General features: G+C 56.6%; 16 protein-coding genes. 11 read left to right on the top strand and 5 right to left on the bottom strand.

The window, feature by feature from the left end; translation table 11 throughout:
• Positions 1-85: 85 nt before the first annotated feature.
• On the bottom strand, positions 86-2,095 hold the full coding sequence (locus Dpoa2040_RS11570; RefSeq protein WP_168641334.1) for a methyl-accepting chemotaxis protein: 2,010 nt from the start codon (positions 2,093-2,095) through the stop codon (positions 86-88).
• 224 nt (positions 2,096-2,319) lie between these two features.
• On the opposite strand from Dpoa2040_RS11570, the gene yidA reads away from it, so the two are divergent.
• Positions 2,320-3,135 (top strand): sugar-phosphatase, encoded by an 816-nt coding sequence (gene yidA, locus Dpoa2040_RS11565; protein ID WP_042867596.1) that lies wholly within the window; start codon positions 2,320-2,322, stop codon positions 3,133-3,135.
• A gap of 36 nt (positions 3,136-3,171) precedes the next feature.
• Here yidA and uxuA read toward each other — a convergent pair whose 3' ends face one another.
• On the bottom strand, positions 3,172-4,356 hold the full coding sequence (gene uxuA / locus Dpoa2040_RS11560) for a mannonate dehydratase (RefSeq protein WP_168641333.1): 1,185 nt from the start codon (positions 4,354-4,356) through the stop codon (positions 3,172-3,174).
• 465 nt (positions 4,357-4,821) lie between these two features.
• Between uxuA and Dpoa2040_RS11555 the strand changes: the two genes are divergently transcribed.
• Positions 4,822-5,520, top strand: coding sequence for a FadR/GntR family transcriptional regulator (locus Dpoa2040_RS11555; protein ID WP_146410934.1), 699 nt, complete (start codon positions 4,822-4,824; stop codon positions 5,518-5,520).
• A gap of 97 nt (positions 5,521-5,617) precedes the next feature.
• Here Dpoa2040_RS11555 and Dpoa2040_RS11550 read toward each other — a convergent pair whose 3' ends face one another.
• Entirely contained in the window at positions 5,618-5,878 is a 261-nt protein-coding gene (locus Dpoa2040_RS11550) for a YdgH/BhsA/McbA-like domain containing protein (RefSeq protein ID WP_042867600.1), read from the bottom strand.
• A gap of 248 nt (positions 5,879-6,126) precedes the next feature.
• On the opposite strand from Dpoa2040_RS11550, the gene Dpoa2040_RS11545 reads away from it, so the two are divergent.
• From Dpoa2040_RS11545 to Dpoa2040_RS11515, 7 genes are all read left to right on the top strand, one after another.
• The gene (locus Dpoa2040_RS11545; RefSeq protein ID WP_168641332.1) at positions 6,127-7,410 is read left to right on the top strand and encodes a DUF3748 domain-containing protein; all 1,284 of its coding nucleotides are present in this window, start codon (positions 6,127-6,129) and stop codon (positions 7,408-7,410) included.
• A gap of 240 nt (positions 7,411-7,650) precedes the next feature.
• Entirely contained in the window at positions 7,651-9,237 is a 1,587-nt protein-coding gene (locus Dpoa2040_RS11540) for an FGGY-family carbohydrate kinase (RefSeq protein ID WP_168641331.1), read from the top strand.
• 48 nt (positions 9,238-9,285) lie between these two features.
• On the top strand, positions 9,286-10,938 hold the full coding sequence (locus Dpoa2040_RS11535) for a signal transduction protein (RefSeq protein ID WP_168641330.1): 1,653 nt from the start codon (positions 9,286-9,288) through the stop codon (positions 10,936-10,938).
• Positions 10,939-10,941: 3 nt separating this feature from the next.
• Positions 10,942-11,901 carry a dihydrodipicolinate synthase family protein gene (locus Dpoa2040_RS11530; RefSeq protein WP_168641329.1) on the top strand — a complete coding sequence of 320 codons (960 nt, stop codon included), beginning with the start codon at positions 10,942-10,944 and terminating at the stop codon, positions 11,899-11,901.
• A gap of 15 nt (positions 11,902-11,916) precedes the next feature.
• Positions 11,917-12,963, top strand: coding sequence for an exo-alpha-sialidase (locus Dpoa2040_RS11525; protein WP_168641328.1), 1,047 nt, complete (start codon positions 11,917-11,919; stop codon positions 12,961-12,963).
• 113 nt (positions 12,964-13,076) lie between these two features.
• Positions 13,077-14,420 carry an MFS transporter gene (locus tag Dpoa2040_RS11520; RefSeq protein WP_146410937.1) on the top strand — a complete coding sequence of 448 codons (1,344 nt, stop codon included), beginning with the start codon at positions 13,077-13,079 and terminating at the stop codon, positions 14,418-14,420.
• 100 nt (positions 14,421-14,520) lie between these two features.
• Complete coding sequence (locus tag Dpoa2040_RS11515) at positions 14,521-15,525, top strand: LacI family DNA-binding transcriptional regulator (RefSeq protein ID WP_168641327.1); 1,005 nt, start codon at positions 14,521-14,523, stop codon at positions 15,523-15,525.
• Here the strand turns inward: Dpoa2040_RS11515 and Dpoa2040_RS11510 are convergent.
• Positions 15,519-15,890: a YceK/YidQ family lipoprotein gene (locus Dpoa2040_RS11510; RefSeq protein WP_042867614.1), complete on the bottom strand. Its 372-nt coding sequence runs from the start codon at positions 15,888-15,890 to the stop codon at positions 15,519-15,521. The genes Dpoa2040_RS11515 and Dpoa2040_RS11510 overlap by 7 nt on opposite strands.
• A gap of 346 nt (positions 15,891-16,236) precedes the next feature.
• Here Dpoa2040_RS11510 and ibpA point away from each other — a divergent pair, with 346 nt between their 5' ends.
• Together ibpA and ibpB are read left to right on the top strand one after the other, a co-directional pair.
• Positions 16,237-16,650 (top strand): small heat shock chaperone IbpA, encoded by a 414-nt coding sequence (ibpA, locus tag Dpoa2040_RS11505; protein WP_042867616.1) that lies wholly within the window; start codon positions 16,237-16,239, stop codon positions 16,648-16,650.
• A 158-nt stretch (positions 16,651-16,808) separates the two neighbouring features.
• Positions 16,809-17,255 carry a small heat shock chaperone IbpB gene (gene ibpB, locus Dpoa2040_RS11500; protein WP_042867618.1) on the top strand — a complete coding sequence of 149 codons (447 nt, stop codon included), beginning with the start codon at positions 16,809-16,811 and terminating at the stop codon, positions 17,253-17,255.
• An 85-nt stretch (positions 17,256-17,340) separates the two neighbouring features.
• Here the strand turns inward: ibpB and Dpoa2040_RS11495 are convergent, their stop codons facing one another.
• On the bottom strand, positions 17,341-18,792 hold the full coding sequence (locus Dpoa2040_RS11495) for an anion permease (protein ID WP_042867620.1): 1,452 nt from the start codon (positions 18,790-18,792) through the stop codon (positions 17,341-17,343).
• Positions 18,793-18,997: the final 205 nt, after the last annotated feature.

The raw sequence follows: 18,997 nt of genomic DNA, 5'->3' as shown, positions 1-18,997 counted from the left end.
CTGATGTGCATAGTGAATAGATAGACGACATGGATGGCAAAATAAAGGCATAGCCAGCGGCTATGCCTTTATTGGTTGCAGTGCGCTAATGAGTACGGAACACCTGTATCAGTTGCATCAACTGCCGGGCTTGTTCCTCCAGTGAGGCTGCCGCAGAGGTTGCCTGTTGTACCAGCGCGGCGTTCTGTTGGGTAACGCCATCCATTTCATGCACGGCCTGCGTTACCTGACTGATGCCGCGTGATTGTTCATCGGAGGCGGCGACAATCTCGCTGATGATGTCGTTGACCGAGGTGACGGCAGACAGCATGTCTCGCATGGTTTTCCCGGCACTTTCCACCATGTTGACCCCATGACCTACCCGTTCGGCGGACTCACTGATCAGCGCGGTGATGTCCTTGACGGCACTGGCGCTGCGTTGGGCCAGGCTGCGTACCTCGCCGGCCACCACCGCGAAACCGCGGCCCTGTTCGCCAGCGCGTGCCGCTTCCACCGCCGCATTGAGCGCCAGAATATTAGTCTGAAAGGCAATACTGCTGATGATTGTCGTGATCTCACTGATTTTCTTTGAGCTTTCGTCGATGTTACCCATCACGCTGACTACCTGACTGACAATCTCGTCGCCGCGCTGGGCAATCTGTGCCGCGTTTTGCGTTAGCCGGGTGGCGCTGTGCGCGTTATCGGCGTTTTGCTTCACGGTAGCGGTAATTTGCTCCATGCTGGCGGCGGTTTCTTCCAGCGCCGACGCCTGCTGCTCAGTACGGGATGCCAGATCGACGTTACCGGCTGAAATTTCCGCCGCACCGTGACTGACCGATTCGCTGGTGGACATCAGTTGCTCTACGATATTGCGCAACTGCTGCTGCATTTCCGACATCGCATAAAAGATGCTGCTGGTGTCTTTGGGTTGCACTGGAATGTGGAGCGTCAGGTCCCCTTGCGCCACGGCCAGGGCAATTTTTGCCGCTTCCGTCGGCTCACCCCCTATCGGGCGTAACACCTTGCGGGTGAGGATAATGCTAATCACCCCGGATACGACCAGAATACTCAGTAGCGTCATGAATGCGCTGATGTAACGTAACCGCACTAATTCGGCCATCACCACCTGTTCGGGTACCGCTACGCCCAACATCCATGGCGTGCCGGTATTGCCGATAGTAATTGGCAGATAGGCATTCATCATTTCTGTTTTGGTGAAAGAGCTCATGCGGGTGGAAAAAAACGGCGTGCCTGATTGAATGCTTTCCAGCAGTTTGGGGTCGCCTTCCAGTTTTTTGGTAATGCGAGCCGCATCCGGATGGGCGATATAGTTACCATTGGATGAAAACATCATGGCATAGCCGGCTCCACCAAACGGCTTAATGTCATTGATCGTTTTTTGCAGCGTCGCCAGCGAAAAATCTGCCGTGACGGAGCCATAAAATTTGCCGTTAATCATGATAGGCACAGCGATGGAGGTGAGCAGCACATTGACCCCGTTATAAGGATAGCTGTAAGGCTCCAGGATCACCTCTTTTTGCAGTTTGCGAGGCAGTAAGTAGTAGTCGCCGCTACCGGGAGTTTCGTAGTCAGTCAGGGTGTGCAAGGCAACGTTGCCATTATTGTCGCGGTCTACATAGCGTACGAATCGACCTTTCGGGTCTTGATCGGGTTGGCCGGCGTACTGTGCATCTTTCCCATCAAAGGCATTCGGTTCGAAAGCCAGCGACATAGACAGTAACTCAGGGTGGTTCTTGAGGGTACTTTTCAGTATTTGTTCCGTCGTGGCGCGATCCGGCAAACCGGACTCACGCAAGCTGACAACGTCTTGCATCAGACTCCGTGCGGCAAACAGCGCTACATCAATACGACTTTGCACGGAATAGGCGCTGGCCGTGGCGGTTTGCTCCAGTACCTGTTGGACGCTGGCTTTTTGCTGTTGACCTGACTGCCATAGCAAAAAGCCAATAATAGTGGAAAATCCTATGGCGATGATGATGACAGTGGTGACGAGCACCAGCGTCCGGGTAGAGAGCGTATTTTTTCTTGTCTGCGTGTCTACCGTACTGACTGAAGAAACCGCAGAGGAAGCATAAGGGACCAACGGGTTAGGCATAGCAGTACTCCACTGTACAACTCCATTAATGAATTAAATAAACATAACAGCGGTAATGAATACAGCCAGGCAAAAAGATGAATTTTTTACTGTATTCATAGCTAGCATCGGTCTTAGTGTAAGTTTCTTTAATCAATAACAGATGACATGTCAGTGGATTTTCTGGCCTCTCCCGGCGAAATCGCGTTAGCATATCGATAATGAAGTTGATTACTGGGGAAATCATGGCGATAAAACTGATTGCGATTGATATGGACGGCACGTTGCTGACGCCGGAAAACCATATTTCGCCCGCGGTGCAACAAGCGATTGCCGCTGCCCGTGAAAAGGGCGTGTATGTGGCACTGGCGACCGGGCGTCCGTTCATTGGCATCGAACGCTACTTGAAACAACTGGCGTTGCAGCAGGATGGACATTACTGCATCACCAACAATGGCGCGTTAGTGCAGAGCACATTGACGGCTGAGTGTGTGGCACAAACGACGTTGAGCTTTGAGGATTACCTCTATTTCGAGGCGTTGTCGCGTGAGCTGGGCGTGCATTTCCACGCGCTTGATTTCAATTATGTGTATACCGCTAACAAAGACATTAGCGCCTACACCGTGCATGAGTCTCACCTGACCAGTATGCCGCTGAAATACCGGGCGGTAGAGGAAATGGACCGCAATCTGCGTTTTCCAAAAGTGATGATGATAGATGAACCCGACGTGCTGGATGCCGCTATCGCCCGCATTCCGCGTGAGGATTTCACGCGTTACACCATCATGAAAAGCGCCGCGTTCTATCTGGAGATTCTGGACAAGCGCGTGAATAAAGGCGAAGGGGTAAAAATGCTGGCGCAACACCTTGGCCTGGAACGTGATGAAGTGATGGCGCTGGGTGATCAGGAAAATGATTTGGCGATGATCGAGTTTGCCGGGCTGGGTGTGGCAATGGGCAATGCGATTGACAGCGTCAAGGCGGCGAGCCAGTTTGTTACCCGCTCTAATCGTGAAGATGGCGTGGCTTACGCGATTGAGAAGTTTGTGTTGAATGTCTGACCTGTGCGGGCCAGACATTCAGGAGCGTGCGGCAGGTTAGTCGTTAAAAAACGTCTGTTTGATGGCCAGCTCGACGCCGCGCACTTCCGCCAGCCCTTTCAGCCGCCCGATGGCAGAGTAGCCGGGGTTGGTTTTCTTCTTCAGGTCATCCAGCATCTGGTGGCCGTGGTCAGGTCGCATCGGAATGGCGCGGGTGTTGCCCTGCTGACGACGACGATGTTCTTCCGCCAGAATCGCTTTCACCACCTTCACCATGTCCACATCGCCATGCAAGTGAGCCGCTTCGTGGAAACTTTTCGGGTTGTCCTCGCGGCAGGTGGCACGCAGATGGGTGAAGTGGATACGATCAGCGAAGGTTTCGATCATGTTCACCAGATCGTTGTCTGCCCGCACGCCGTAAGACCCGGTACACATGGTAAAGCCATTATGGATGCTGTCCACGGTGTCTTTTAACCACTGCATATCCTCGATGGTGGAAACGATGCGCGGCAGGCCGAGAATCGGGCGCGGCGGATCGTCTGGATGCACCGCCAGTACAATGCCGGCTTCTTCCGCCACCGGTACGATTGCCCGCAGGAATTCCGCCATGTGTTCACGCAGTTTCGCCTTATCGATACCGTCGTATTGCGCCAGTTGGGCGCGGAACTGCTCCAGTGTATAGCCTTCTTCAGCACCCGGCAGGCCGGCGATGATATTGCGGGTCAGCTTGTCTTTGTCGGCATCGGTCATGGCGGCGAAATACGCGGCAGCCTGACGCTGTTCTTCATCGCTGTAGTCGGCGGCAGCGCCAGCGCGCTTAAGCAGGTGCAACTCAAACGCCGCGAAAGCGGTGTGATCGAACCGCAGTGCTCTGGAACCGTCCGGCATCGGGTATTCCAGGTCAGTACGGGTCCAGTCCAGCACCGGCATGAAGTTGTAGCACACGGTATCGATGCCGCAAGCGCCCAGATTGCGCAGTGACTGCTGGTAATTGGCGATATAACGTTGGTAGTCGCCGGTTTGGGTTTTGATGGCTTCGTGCACCGGCACGCTTTCCACTACCGACCAGGTCAGCCCTTTTTCCGCCAGTATTGCCTGACGTTGCTTAATCTCTTCAATGCTCCACACTTCGCCATTAGGGATGTGGTGCAGCGCGGTGACGATACCGGTCGCGCCCGCCTGGCGGGCATCATCCAGCGACACCGGATCGTTGGGGCCGTACCAGCGCCAGGTGTGTTCCATAATGTAGCTCCTTAAGCTATATACCCGGCATACTTCAAGTTGCAGATGCGTTGGCTTTCCTCACTCACCCCAGTCACTTACTGATGTAAGCTCCTGGGGATTCGCTGCGTCGCCGCGTTACAAGGCTCTTGGCGAGCCTTGCCCTGTCGGGCCAACGTACTACGTTGTTCAACACGCAAGCGTGTTGTCCTGCAACTCGAATTATTTTGGGTATAGATTGGGAAATAGTGAATATTAGATGGTCGGTCTGGTGGCCTGACCGCCTGACCAGCTCACTATTCACCACCTGTAGCGATATTTCTGTGATTTAGATCACGTAAGCACCAGCCAGGAGAGCGATGTGGAAGCCGCAGGTGAGGCGGGGGCATTTACTTTTCTGGCGTTTTAGCGGCTATGGTAAGCTGTGGGGTGTTGTTTACAGAACATATGGTTAGGACACGACTGACGGGGGAATCCGGAGGGGATATGGTATTACCCACACTGAAGGTTGAGCGGCTGTACCGGCAGATCTCCACACTGCTGATTAACTGCATCAGGAACGGTCAGTTTGTGGCCGGGCAACTGTTGCCTTCGGAGCGTGAGCTGGCGAAACAACTGGGGGTGAGCCGCTCGTCCATCCGTGAGGCGCTGATTGCGCTGGAAATCACCGGTTGGGTGGAAATCCGCACCGGCAATGGCGTCTATGTCAATGATCCGCTGCCGGAAACGCTACCTGCGGCGTTGCCGGAAGACGAATTCAGCCTGCGGGCGTTTATTCAGGCCCGTCAGGTCTACGAGGCGATGATGGCGGAACTGGCGGCGATACATGCCAGCGACGAACAGCGCGCCGCGCTACAGGAAATCACCCGCGATTTGTCCCGCCTGCATATTAATGACGCGCAGTTTTTGCATGAAGACAAGCGCTTCCACCTGCTGGTGAGCGAAATGTCTGGCAATGAAGTATTGCAGGACATGATGGAATACCTGTGGAACAAGCGTCAGAGTAGCCGGTTTGTCCGGCTGGAAACGCTTTACGCCGACTCCGATTTTCCCCGCACCATGAATCAGGATCATACCGATATCGCGGATGCCATCATCGCGCGCGACCCTGCCCGTGCGCGTATCAGCATGGAGCGTCACCTCCAGCATGTGTACGATCATCTGTTCAGTGGTGCTGATGAATAAACCATGAATCAGTTGGCGTGTACGGTGTCTGAAATGAAAAAACCCCAGTGGGACACAGGCACCGGGGTTGAGGGATAATGATGAATATGCGGGCGATTTATTTGTAGATCGTCGCGTTGCCGTGCAGGGTATCGTCGCCGCCAGCGTAGGTAATGGTGTAGGCGGAAGCGCCGGCTGCGCTGGCTTTGTGCGCCAGTTTGGTTTGCAGCGACGTCAGGTCGTTGGCGGTGGCGGAAACTGCGCCGATTTTTTCCAACTGCTGAGCCTGTTCATAGCTAACGTTGTGAGCGGCGGCAAAAGAGCCAAAAGATACGGTGGTAAGAACGGCTGCGATAGCGATAGTTTTGATGTTTTTCATGTCTCTTTCCTTTTTTTCGGTAACCCTGGTGAAGGCGTTTGTACTTTCGATAACGGAATTCGATAAGGAAAGGTTACGCCCTGTTGGCCTTCGTGAAAAACGGAGGTTGTTGACGCTATCTTTCTACTTTTTTGACCAACAATACAGTCAGGTATTGTAAACAAACCGCTGATTTTCATTGTTTTTGTCATTCATTGCGCGGTTTTTTATGATATGCCAAGTTAATTGGGTAAGGCGGGGAATCTGTGATGAATGAAGACAGGCAGATAACATTTGGGGCGTTTTCACATCAGCTCACCAACATCAATATCTGGTCATGTGATGGAAACTGGCTGATTTATGATGTCCGGCCACATGGGTCTTCATTTACCGGTTTGACGATTGAGCGCGTCAATGTAGAAACCCGCGAGTGCGAGGTGCTTTACCGTGCCGGGCAAGGCGCGCATGTTGGTGTCGTGACCGGCAGCCCGGTACCGCCGCAACGTTATGTGTTTATCCACGGGCCGGAAAACCCTGACGCGCACTGGCAGTACGATTTCCACCATCGCCGTGGCGTGGTGATAGCCGATGATGACCGCCAGCAGGCCACGACGCTGGATGCCTGCGTGCTGACGGCACCCTATCTGGCTGGCGCGCTGCGCGGCGGTTCTCATGTGCATGTGTTTAGCCCGGACGGCAGTCGCCTGAGCTTTACCTATAACGATCATGTGCTGCATGAGCGTGACCCGGCGTTGGATCTGCGCAATGTCGGGGTGGCGGTGCCGCTACATTCGGTGACGGCGCCACACCGTCATCCGCGTGAGCACGACGGTAGCCATTACTGTGTGCTGGTGAGTCATACCACGCCGCAGCCACGCCCCGGCAGCGATGAGATCAACCGCGCCTACGAGGAAGGCTGGGTAGGGACTGAGGGCTATTTGCGCCCGGATGGCCGTCGCCAGCGCTGGGCGCTGGCGTTTATCGGCGATACGTTGTCGGCGCGCGGTGAGAAAGTGCCTGACGTGTTTATTGTTGATTTGCCAGAACAACTGGACGATTACGCCCACCCCGGCGAGAGGCCGTTGGGCGGTACTGATGATGCATTGCCTGCGCCGCCTGCCGGCGTGCATCAGCGGCGGCTCACTTACACCGCCGACAGGCCGCACCCCGGCGTGGTCAATCAGCCGCGCCACTGGCTACGTAGTTCGCCGGACGGCAGCCAGATTGCCTTTCTGATGAAAGATGATCACGGCATTGTGCAGTTGTGGACGGTATCACCGAATGGCGGCAAGCCGCGTCAGGTCACGCAGGGCGACTGGCCGGTGCAGTCGGCATTCAGCTGGCATCCTGACGGAAAACATCTGGCGTTTATTTGCGACAACAGCGTGATGCTGTGCGAGGCGGCAACCGGGCAATTGATTCGCCAGACCGTGCGCAGCGAATTACCGCCAGTGGGGGATGCCGTGGTGTTTTCACCAGACGGTAATCGCATCGCTTATCTGCGGGATATTGATGGCTGTAACCAGATTTTTGTGGTGACGGTCAGGCGTTAACAGTCGTTTTTCCTGACCGGCGGCAGGTCCAGATTGACCCGTCGCCCATGGTTTTCCCCTCTTCTGTTGTTCCCTTACGGTCTTCACCCCATCGTGGTTTGGGTTACCTGATAAAGCCGTTTCCTTTCAAGCGATTGTTTTTTATTCACCGATCTGCCTCACAGTTCGTAACAAAAATCATTGTCATCGGTCTTGTGCTTCAAATACATTGCTAACTCGACGCAGCAAAGAGGTTTCAACATGAAAGACGGTTGCTTTATCGGTGTGGATGTCGGGTCGGCCAGCGTCAGAGCTGGGGTGTTTGACGGCAATGGTCAGCGTCTGGCGTTTGCGGTTCGGCCTATCGAACAGTTTCATCCCCGCCCTCACGTGGTGGAGCAATCGTCGGTGGATATCTGGCAGGCGGTCGGTACTTGTGTGCGTGAAGCGCTAAGCGTGGCGGCGGTTGATCCTTCGCAGGTGCGCGCCATCGGCTTTGACGCCACCTGCTCGCTGGTGGCGGTGGGGATGCAGGGGCAGCCGGTATCGGTGGCGGAACAGGACGACCCGCAGCGGGACATCATCATGTGGATGGATCACCGTGCCGCAACCGAAACCGCTGATATCAACGCCACCGGCGACGAGGCACTGCGCTATGTGGGTGGTGAGGTCAGCATTGAGATGGAACTCCCCAAGATCCTGTGGCTGAAACGCCATTTCCCGGCACGTTATCAGCACGTCTGGCGCTTTTTCGATCTGGCGGACTATCTGGTGTGGCGTGCCACCGGCACAGATGCGGCCAGCGTCTGCACGTTGACCTGCAAGTGGAACTATCTGGCGCACGAAAACCGCTTTAGCGACAGCCTGTTGCAGGCGGTTGGGCTGGCTGACTTGCCGCAGAAAATTCCGCCGCGCATCCTGCAACTGGGTGAGGCTGCCGGAACGCTGGCGGCTGACGTGGCGCACGACTGGGGATTGCCGGAAAACGTGGTGGTCGCCGGCGGCATTATTGACGCTCATGCTGGCGGGCTGGCGCTGGTGGGCAGTGAACCGCAGGGGAGTCTGGCCATCATCAGCGGAACGTCTAACTGCCATATGCTGGTCAGCCGTCAGCCGGTCGAGGTGCCCGGCGTATGGGGACCGTACTGGGGAGCGATGTTGCCGCAGTGGTGGCTCAACGAAGGCGGGCAGAGCGCGGCGGGGGCGCTGGTGGAGTGGACCTTGCGCCAGCATGTGCAATGGCCGGTGTTGACCGCGCAGGCGGAACAACAGCGCCGTAGCCCGTATGCCGTGCTGAACGAGTGGGTAGCGTCGCTGGAGCAGCGTGAACTATTGCCGACCCGTCATCTGCATGTGCTGGCGGACCACCACGGCAACCGCTCACCGCGCGCCAACCCGGCTGCACGCGGCATGGTGATGGGGCTGACACTGGAACAGGGACCGGACGCGCTGGCGCGGCTCTATCTGGCGACGTTGCAGGCTATCGCCTACGGCACCCGGCACATTATTGAGGCGTTGAATCAGGCCGGTCATCGTATTACCCGGCTGGTGATGTGCGGCGGCGCGACCAAAAATCCGCTGTGGCTGCGGGAATACGCCGCCATTACGGGTTGCGATATTCAACTGGCGAGTGAGGAAGATGCGGTCACGCTCGGCGCGGCGTTGCTGGGGGCGGTGGCGTGCGGGGCGTATCCTTCGCTGCCGCAAGCGGCACAGTCGCTGGTGCGCCCCGGCTTGCTTATCCGCGCCGATCACCGCCATCAACCGTTTCACGATGCTAAATATCAGATTTATTTGCAGATGTATGACTACCAGCAGGCCGCACAGCAACAGATGCGCCGTCACTGATAGCCGAATTTTTCCGGCACTGTCCGGAGCCGACACCAGGAGTTACCTATGTTGACACTGAATCTTCCCGTTTCACCCCGCTGGCTTTCCGTCGGCGAGCGCGAGGTCTTGCTGGTTACCAATGCGGACTTGCGGGAATCCGCCAACCTGACCTGCTGGCCAACCCAGCAGCAGTTTGAAAGTCGCCTGCAGAGCGCACTGGAGCACCTGGGATACCGCATGACGCGCGCTCATGCGGTGGACAACGCCCGTGGGCACGGTTTCATCAGCAGCCAGCGGGAAGGCAGCGACGTATTCGCCGCGCTCGACCCTGATGCGCCAGTGATTGTGTTGCTGACCGCCTGGCAGTATTCCCACCATATCGCCCCGTCGCTGGTGCATCATCGCGGCCCGGTGCTGCTGCTGGCCAACTTTGACGGCACCTGGCCGGGACTGGTGGGGATGTTGTGTATGGCGGGCTGTCTGACCAGCCTGGGGCGCGGTTATTCCCGGTTGTGGTCGGAAACCTTTGATGACGACGCGTTCCGTCAGGGGCTGGCGACCTGGCTGCGCGACGGTGCGGTGAACCACAAAACCGGCTACCTGCGCCCGGTGTCGGCCTCTCACCCGGTGCTGGCGACAGCTGCCGGACAGCTTGGCCGTCAGGTTGGGGAATACATTCTGCGACACAAGGCGATTATCGGGCTGTTCGACACCTTCTGCATGGGAATGATCAACGGCATGTTCCCGCAACAGGCGATGATCAATATCGGTATGCCGATTGAATCGTTGTCTCAGTCGGCGTTGCTGGTGGAGATGGCGAAGGTGCCGTTCGCCCTGCGGGAAAGCTGCCTGACATGGTATGAACAGCGCGGTATGCGCTTTGAGTTCGGCGATGACGGCAGCCGCCAGTTGACGCGCGATCAGGTGCTCGAACAGTGTGCGATGATGATTGCCATGGCGCGCTTCGTGCAGCGTTTCGGGCTGTCGGCGGTTGGCGTGCAGTATCAACAGGGGCTGAAGGATAGCTGCGCCGCGTCCGATTTCGCCGAAGGCGCGATCGGCAATGCGGAGCGTTTCCCGCTGCCGGATGAGCAAGGCGAGCCGATTCGTCCTGACGTCGCCATTCCCTGTATCAACGAGGTGGACATGGGCAGCGCCATTCCGCAGGTCATGTTGTGGCACTTGTTGCACGGGCTGGGATTACCGGCAGAAACCACGCTGCACGATATTCGCTGGGGCAGCGAATATCAGGGCGTGTTTTACTGGGATTTGGAAATTTCCGGCGCGGTGCCGTTCGCTCACCTCAAAGGCGGCATTGCCGGTGCTACCGGCTATCGCCAGCCGCCGATGTTCTTCCCGTATGGCGGTTCAACTATTGCTGGTCAGGGCAAAGCGGGGCGTTTTGTCTGGGCGCGGGCGCACTACGAAGGAACGCAGGTTGTCATGCATGTCGGTACCGGTACCGCGGTGGAACTGCCTGCGGACGAGTTCGAGCGCCGTCGCCGTGCCACCAACTATGAGTGGCCGCTGCTTAATGCGGTACTGGATGGCGTCACCCGCGACGACCTGATGGCAGGCCACCAGAGCAACCACCTGACGGTGGCGTATGTAGACGACGATAAACTTGCTGAGGTGCTGAAAGCTTTTGTTGCTCAGGCACTGACGCAGCATATCCGGGTATGGGCGGCGGGCGATGCTCACCAACTGCTGGCGGAGTAAATCATGACTAACGACAATCCATCCTTCAGCGATGAAAACCAGTACACTGGCATTTGGCCGGTGATGCTCACCCCGTTCGATGTGCGTGGTGAAATCGACTACGCCTCGCTGGCGCGGTTGGTGGAGTGGTATCTGAATGCCGGCGTACACGGACTGTTTGCCGCCTGCCAGTCCAGTGAGATGTTTTTCTTAAGCGATGCGGAAACCCGCGAGCTGGTGCGTTTTATCGTCGCGCAGGTAGATGGCCGGGTGCCGGTGGTGGCGTCGGGTCATACCGCCAGCGCCTTCAGCCAGCAGGTGGATCAGCTTAACGGCGTGGCGGAAACCGGCGTTGACGGCGTGATTCTGATCAGTAACCGGCTGGCGCTGGCGGGCGAGCCGGATGAGCTGGCACTGGCCCGGTTGCAGGCATTGACGGCGCAACTGCCTGCGCAGGTGGATCTGGGGATTTACGAATGTCCTTATCCTTACAAGCGGTTGCTGTCTGACGAGATGGTTGCCTGGTGTGCACGCAGTGGCCGCTACACCTTCATCAAAGATACCTGCTGCGATCTGCCGACGATTCGTCGGCGGTTGCAACTGGCACAGGGTTCCCGCCTGCATCTGGCCAACGCCAACAGCCAGACGCTGCTGGCATCGCTACAGGCCGGTTGTCAGGCTTACAGCGGCGTGATGGCTAACTTCCACCCGCAATTGTACGTGTGGCTGTTCGAGCACTGGCGGGAGCACCCGGAAGCGGCGGCGCATTTGGCGGACTACCTCGGTACGGCAGCGCTGGTGGAGTTTCTCGATTATCCGGCCTGCGCCAAGTTCTATCAGCAGCAATGTGGTACGTTCTCGACCCACGTTTGCCGGGTGCGCAACAGCGCGGCTTACGGCGAGAGTTTTTTCCCACAGGCGATTGAGAGCATGATTCGGCTCGGCCAGACGCTGGAAACCCGGCTGCCGCTATCGCCCCGGTAACTAAAGGACATCCTGATGATGCTGACGACGACAACACGGCAATGTGTCCTGCCCGAAGGGCACGACTATTTCGGCAACTGCCACGCCTCGACCGTGGTGGCATTGTCGGGCGGACGGCTGCGGGTGGCCTGGTTTGCCGGTGAAAAGGAAGGCAGCGGCGATACCGCCATCTGGCTGGCCTGTGCTGAGCAAGGGAGCTGGCTGCCGCCGGTGCGGGTGGCGTGGGAAGACGGGCTGGCGCACTGGAACCCGGTGTTGCACTGGCAGGCAGGCACGCTGTGGCTGTTCTATAAGGTGGGTGCTGACGTACACCACTGGCAGACGCGGGTCATGGTGTCGGTGGATGAGGGCGCAAACTGGTCCGCACCCTGTGCGCTGGTGCCGGGCGACAGCGCGCCGCGAGGGCCGGTGAAAAATAAGCTGCTGGTGATGTCCAACGGCGAATGGCTGGCTCCCGCGTCCATTGAGGATGACCGCCACTGGGATGCCTTTGTCGATCTCAGCGGTGATCAGGGGCGGAGCTGGCAGTCAGCGCCGATTCCGCTGACTCACCGTGTGCCCGGCGAGCATGACCGCGAGGCGCTGTGGTCGGGGCTGGAGCAGGCGGCGTTGTGGGAAAACGACCTGACCCGCGTATTCCAGTGGGACGGCGTGATCCAGCCGTCGGCATGGGAGTCGTCACCGGGGCAGGTGCATGTGCTGATGCGCAGCACCCGCGGCGCGCTGTACCGCAGCGATTCTCAAGATTATGGTCGTCGCTGGTGCGAGGCTTACCCCATTGATTTGCCAAACAATAATAGCGGCGTCGATCTGGTGCATCTGGGCGAAGGCCGTCTGGTTCTGGTTTACAACCCGGTGACCGGCAACTGGCATCGTCGCTATCCGTTGGCCGTGGCCTGTTCCACGGATAACGGCGAACACTGGGAGAATGTTGTCTGTCTTGAGCAACAGCCCGGCGAGTTTTCTTATCCCGCCATTATTGCTGATGGCGACACATTACATGTGACTTACACCTGGAATCGAAAAAATATCGTTTACTGCGCGCTGATATTCAGCAGGTAGTCGTTGTAGCACACCAAAAAAACTGTACCCTACACCCCCTGCCGACCTGTGGGTTCGGCGGCGTCCGGATGGTTTTGCCTGAAGGGCGGTAAAAACATAAAGCGAGGAACATCATGTCGATTTCCGTGGAATTATCCCAACACCAGGCGATGCACAATAAATCCAACATTCGCCGCGTGGTGATCTCCAGTTGGATTGGCAACACCATCGAGTTTTACGATTTCCTGCTCTACGGACTGGCAAGCGCACTGGTGTTTGGCAAATTGTTCTTTCCCACCGTCAGCCCGGTAGCGGCCATGCTGGCATCGTTCGCCACCTTTGGCGTGGGGTTCATTGCCCGCCCGCTGGGCGGTATCTTTTTCGGCCACATGGGCGACACCCTGGGGCGTAAGCTGACATTGCTGATTACCCTCGGCGGCATGGGACTGGCGACCTTTCTGATCGGCTGTCTGCCCACCTATAACCAGATAGGCGTATGGGCGCCGATATTGCTGGTGGTGCTGCGCTTCGTGCAGGGTTTTCTGGTGGGCGGCGAATGGGGCGGCGCGATGCTGATGGTGGTGGAAACCGCGCCAGCCAATCGCCGCGGCCTGTTGGGTTCCATCCCGCAGACCGGCGGGTTTTCCGGGCAACTGCTGGCGACGGCGATATTCGCCATGGTATCAACGCTGCCGGAAGAGCAACTGATGTCCTGGGGCTGGCGCGTGCCGTTCATGCTGAGCGTGGCGCTGGTGCTGGTTGGGCTGTATATGCGCCGCAAGGTGGATGAAACCCCGGTGTTTCAGCACATCCAGCAACAGCAGCAGGCGCATCAGCGTGATACCGCGCCTCGTCAAAGCCCGGTGGTGGAAGTGCTGCGTAAACAGTGGCGCAGCATCTGCCTGATTATGGTGCTGCGTTTTGCGGAAAGCGTGCCGTTTTTCCTGGCAACCGTGTTCGCCGTGTCTTACGCCACCGTGCAGTTGGGCGTGCCTAAGCAAACTATGCTCAACGTGATCATGGCGACCTGTGTGCTGGCGTTTCCGATGCACGCGCTGTTTGGCGCGCTGTCTGACCGGGTGGGTCGCCGTCCTGTCTATATCTTCGGCGCGCTGTGCGCGGCGGCGATGGCGTTCCCGTTCTTTTATCTGCTGGAAAGCGGTTCGTTTGGGTTGATGGTGTTGGGTTACATTCTGCTGATCAACATCGCCCACAACTCCATCAATTCGGTGCAGCCGGCGTTCTTTACCGAACTGTTTGGCCCGAAAGTGCGCTACAGCGGCGCGTCCATCGGCGCACAACTGGGGGCGATTGTGGCAGGCGGTTTTACCCCGTTTATCGCCAAGGGACTCACCACGCTGGATAACGAATCCTGGACGCTGGTGGCGACTTACGTCACGGTGGCGGCGTTGGTAGCGGCATTTGCTGCCTGGAAAGCACCGGAAACCTCGCGTCGTGATATGACCAAAGACATATGATTTATTGATCGCGGCCAGGATAGGCCGCGCTTTAGCTGCGTCGAGTTAGTTATTCCGCTACACTGGCCATCTTTCAGTTATCACAGGGATATTCTGTTGCATGGCGAAAACAGTTGAACAGATTGCCAGTGCCTTGAAGCTGTCCGTGACTACCGTACGTCTGGTACTCAATGGAAAAGCGGAACAGTATCGAATCAGCGCCAAAACCCAGCAACGCATCCACCACTATGTGACCGAGTACGGTTATACCGTTAATCACGTTGCCCGCAGCCTGAAGCTGAACAAAACCGAAACGCTGGGGCTGATCGTTCCCCGTTTATCCAACCTGTTTTTCTCGACGCTGGCCGAAAAACTCGAAACCTGCTGCCGCGAGGTAGGTTATCAACTGATGATCAGCTGTTCTTACAGTGACCCACAGTACGAAAACCGGCTGGTGGAGGCACTGTTGCAGCGTAATGTCGATGGGCTGTTTGTGGTACCGTCGTCGTTGCAAGCCGCTCAGCACCACGCGAAGGTGGTGAAAAAGCCGCTGGTACTGCTGGACCGTGATTTTGGTATCGAACAGTTGCCGCTGGTAATGAGTGACAATCTGCAAGGCGGCGCGGCGCTGACACAAGCGATGCTGACTGCCCAGCCCGCCGCACCGTTGTTTTTCATGGCAGGCGACGTGCGGCAGCCGGCGATCCGCGACCGTCTGCGCGGCTATCATCAGTCAGTGCAGCAGGCTGGTTTGGCCCCAGCGGTGCTGGAAGCAAGCCATAACCGCCGTGAGGACGGCATGTTGATGATGGAACAGTTTCTGCATCAGCATGATGCGCCGCCGCCCGCGTTCATCGCATCGTCGCTCCCGGTGTTGGAGGGGATGCTGAGTGTGGTTCGGGAGCGTTATGGCTATATTCCGGCGCACATTAATATCGGCACCTTCGATGAACACGCCATGCTGGGATTCCTGCCGAATACGCTGTGGTCGATGCGTCAGAACGAGGATGCGTGGGCAGAACAGGCGTTTGCGGCGATGCAGCAGGCGTTAAACGGTGAGGCGCAACCGCATAAGGCGGTGATCCCCATGACGTTGATTCACCGCCGCCAGGCCGGACATCAGTGACCAGCGTTATTCGCTGATGCCGGCATCACCAGCCGTTGAGGCGCAGAGTCCATCGGCTGACGGCGCTCGTATTCCTCCAGCCGGTCACGTGCTGACGTGTTGCGTTGGTCGCTGTGAACGCGGTAATAGTCATAGGGTAACAACATCGTATCCAGCATGGCGGAGAAGGGGAGGTCCATGGCCGCCATCGGCATCATCGCCCAACTGGTGTCATCATCTTTCAGTGTGGTCATGCTGGCTTTGGTGCCGGAATAGTACCCCTGCTCGCCGCCAGAGTGGGTCATTACGCTGGAGCAGCCGCCGCATGTCGCCAGTATCCCGCCTGACAGCACCAACGACAATGAGGCATTTTTCAGAATGGTCATCATGTTACCTTGAGGAATATCGTCCCGGTTACGTGGCTGGCTGCGCTGATATCGACCTGCACGTGGGTTACGGCTTTCACCTAGGTTACGGCCTTCACCTGTTTTAGCAAAATGTGCTCGTTATCCAGTGTATGCGATTCCATCGCAGCAGGGTAAAGAATAAGAAAATTTTCCCGCTTCCTGTGTTGAAAAGCAGAGATAAATCACCATATCTCTGTCAGACCTGCAGAAATACGCCGACAGGGTATTGCCGCTGTGTTCCTTAAATACAGCGACTGCGGTCCGGAGCCTGTCCGAATGGAGGGCTGTAATGTATATAACCTCGCTGCACGCCAGGAGATAGTTTATGCGTAACCCCGATTTTTCCCCGTTGTATCGCTCCGCGATTGGTTTTGATCGTCTGTTTAATCTGCTGGAAGCTGGCCAAAGCCAGGGAAATGGCGGATATCCTCCTTATAACGTTGAACTGGTTGACGAAAACCACTATCGCATCGCCATTGCCGTGGCGGGTTTCGCTGAAAGTGAACTGGAGATCACCGCGCACGACAACATGCTGATTGTTAAAGGTTCACACAGCGGTGACGCCACACCGCGTAATTACCTCTATCAGGGCATTGCCGAGCGTAATTTCGAACGCAAATTCCAGCTGGCCGAACACATTCAGATTAACGGTGCCAGCCTGGAGAATGGTTTGCTGTTCATCGAGTTACAGCGGGTGATTCCTGAAACGCTGAAACCGCGTCGTATCGAAATCAAATAACCGTGTTGGCCGCTGGCGCGTAACGCCGCGGCGGTGAGTGGACAGATACGGAGTGATAGATATCGCTCTGCGTCGGTATATCTATGCGTCCGCCGAATGGGGACCAGCCGGTCATTGGCCGGAAACCAGTATCTCGCTTCACAGAAGGAGTTATGAATATGCGCAATTACGATTTATCCCCCCTGCTGCGTCAGTGGATTGGTTTTGACAAACTCGCCAGTTCCATGGGTAATCAGGAGGCTGTGGAGTTCCCGCCTTACAACATCGAGAAAATCGATGATAACCATTACCGCATTACACTGGCGCTGGCCGGATTCCGTCAGCCGGAGCTGGATATTGAAGTGGAAGGCCAGCGTCTGACCGTGAAAGGCACACCGACATTGCCGGAGAAGAAAGTGCAGTATCTGCATCAGGGGCTGGTATTTAAACCTTTCACGCTGAGTTTTACCCTGGCCGAACATCTGCATGTATCACAGGCGGAGTTTCAACATGGGTTGCTGCATATCGACCTGATCCGCGAGGTGCCGCAGGCGCTACAACCGCAGCGTATCGCCATCGGTAATCATCACCCTGAACCGGGTGAGGTGATAGAGAATGGTGAGTAAAATCTGACGGTTGTAACGAAAAACGGGTAGCACATGTGCTACCCGTTTTTTTACTGTTTTCCGACAACGGCATTGTCGGCAGTGATTAGAACATCATCAGCATCCACGGATAGCCGATCACAATCAGCAGGATCAGGAACAGAACCCCGAAGATACCACCAAGACGCCAGTAGTCTTTAGCCGGCAGATAGCCGCTGCCGTAGTAGATCGGACTTGGACCGGTGCCGTACGGTGTGATGATCCCCATGATACCCAGAGAGGTCAGCAGCAACATGCAGAAAACGGTCATATTCAGGCCAGGGACAGCGGAACCGATAGCCAGCATGGCGGGCAGCAGCGCTGTAGTGTGCGCTGTGGTGCTGGCGAACAGGTAGTGCATTGCATAGAACGCGACCAGCAGGGCGATGGTGGCGATGCCTGGGCTGATTCCGCCCAGCAGGCTGCCGCCTATTTTACCCAGCCAGGTGATGAAACCCACGTCGGACAGACCGGCAGCCAGTGCGACCAGCGTGGCGAACCAGACGAAGGTGTTCCATGCGGCTTTGTTGCCGGTGATGTCTTTCCATTCCAATACGCCGGTAACCAGCATCAGCGTGATGACCAGCAGCGCGGCCATGGCCGGTTCAACCCAGGCAGTGGCGAAAATCCACAACACCAGCGCCAGGCAGACAAACGCCAGCAGCAGAATTTCGTTACGGGAGAGTTTGCCTAGTTTTTCCAGTTCACCCTGTGCCCAACGCGGCACTTCGTCGTTGACTTTAACTTCAGGCGGATAGAGCCAGTAAGCCAGCAGCGGCACTGTCAGAATCAGCAGCACGCCCAGCGGCAGGAAGGCAATAAACCAGTTAGTCCAGGAGATGTTCAGACCGATGGCGCTTTTCACCAGTGCCAGTGCCAGCAGGTTGGGTGCCAGCGCCGACAGGAACATGGAGCTGGTGACGCAGGTTGCGGTAATCGCTACCCACATCAGATAAGAGCCGATTTTGCGGGCGCTGGGATCGTTCGGTTTTGAACCGTACAGCGGCGGCAAGTTGGAAATGATGGGGTAGATGGTCCCACCGCTACGTGCGGTGTTGGACGGCGTGAACGGTGCCAGCAGCAAATCGGCGAACGTGATGGCGTAGCCCAGCGTCAGCGTACGCCGGCCCAGGTATTTCACCAGAATCAACGCCAGACGGCGGCCAAACTGGGTTTTTTCATAACCCGCGGCAAACATGAACGCGCCGAAAATCAGCCAAACGGTAGAGTTGCTGAAACCGGCAACAGCCCATTTAAAGGACTGTGCTGCCATCTGAAACTTCGGTGATGCTACCTGTTCAGGGCTGAACAGCACCCACGGGCTGAACAGAGAGATAATCACCACTGAAGCGATGCCGATAACGGCACCCGGTAAGGGTTCCAGAATTAGCCCCACAATAGCACCTACAAAAATGGCAAAGAATCGCCAGGCGTAGGGCGCCAGACCTTCTGGCGTGGGAATCAATAACAGGATAACTGCCACGATGATGGGCAGCAGTAGAGATATCCCGCGTTTCATTATTGCCTCCTGATGAATGATTAAAAATCAGTGAAAGATTCTGGTGTGAAATTTTTTCGCTTCTGATGCCGTAAAATATAAAAATATGTTTTATTTTCTGGAAAACCGAATGCCGCCAGAACATCGTTTATTGGTAATCCATGCCGTTCCGTTTTCTGAGGATGATTAATTCAATAAAATCAGAAAAATAATGGAATTACCGGGC

The organism is Dickeya sp. CFBP 2040 (assembly GCF_012273755.1).
GTDB lineage: Bacteria > Pseudomonadota > Gammaproteobacteria > Enterobacterales > Enterobacteriaceae > Dickeya > Dickeya poaceiphila.
This window is presented reverse-complemented; position numbering and strand designations above follow the sequence as displayed.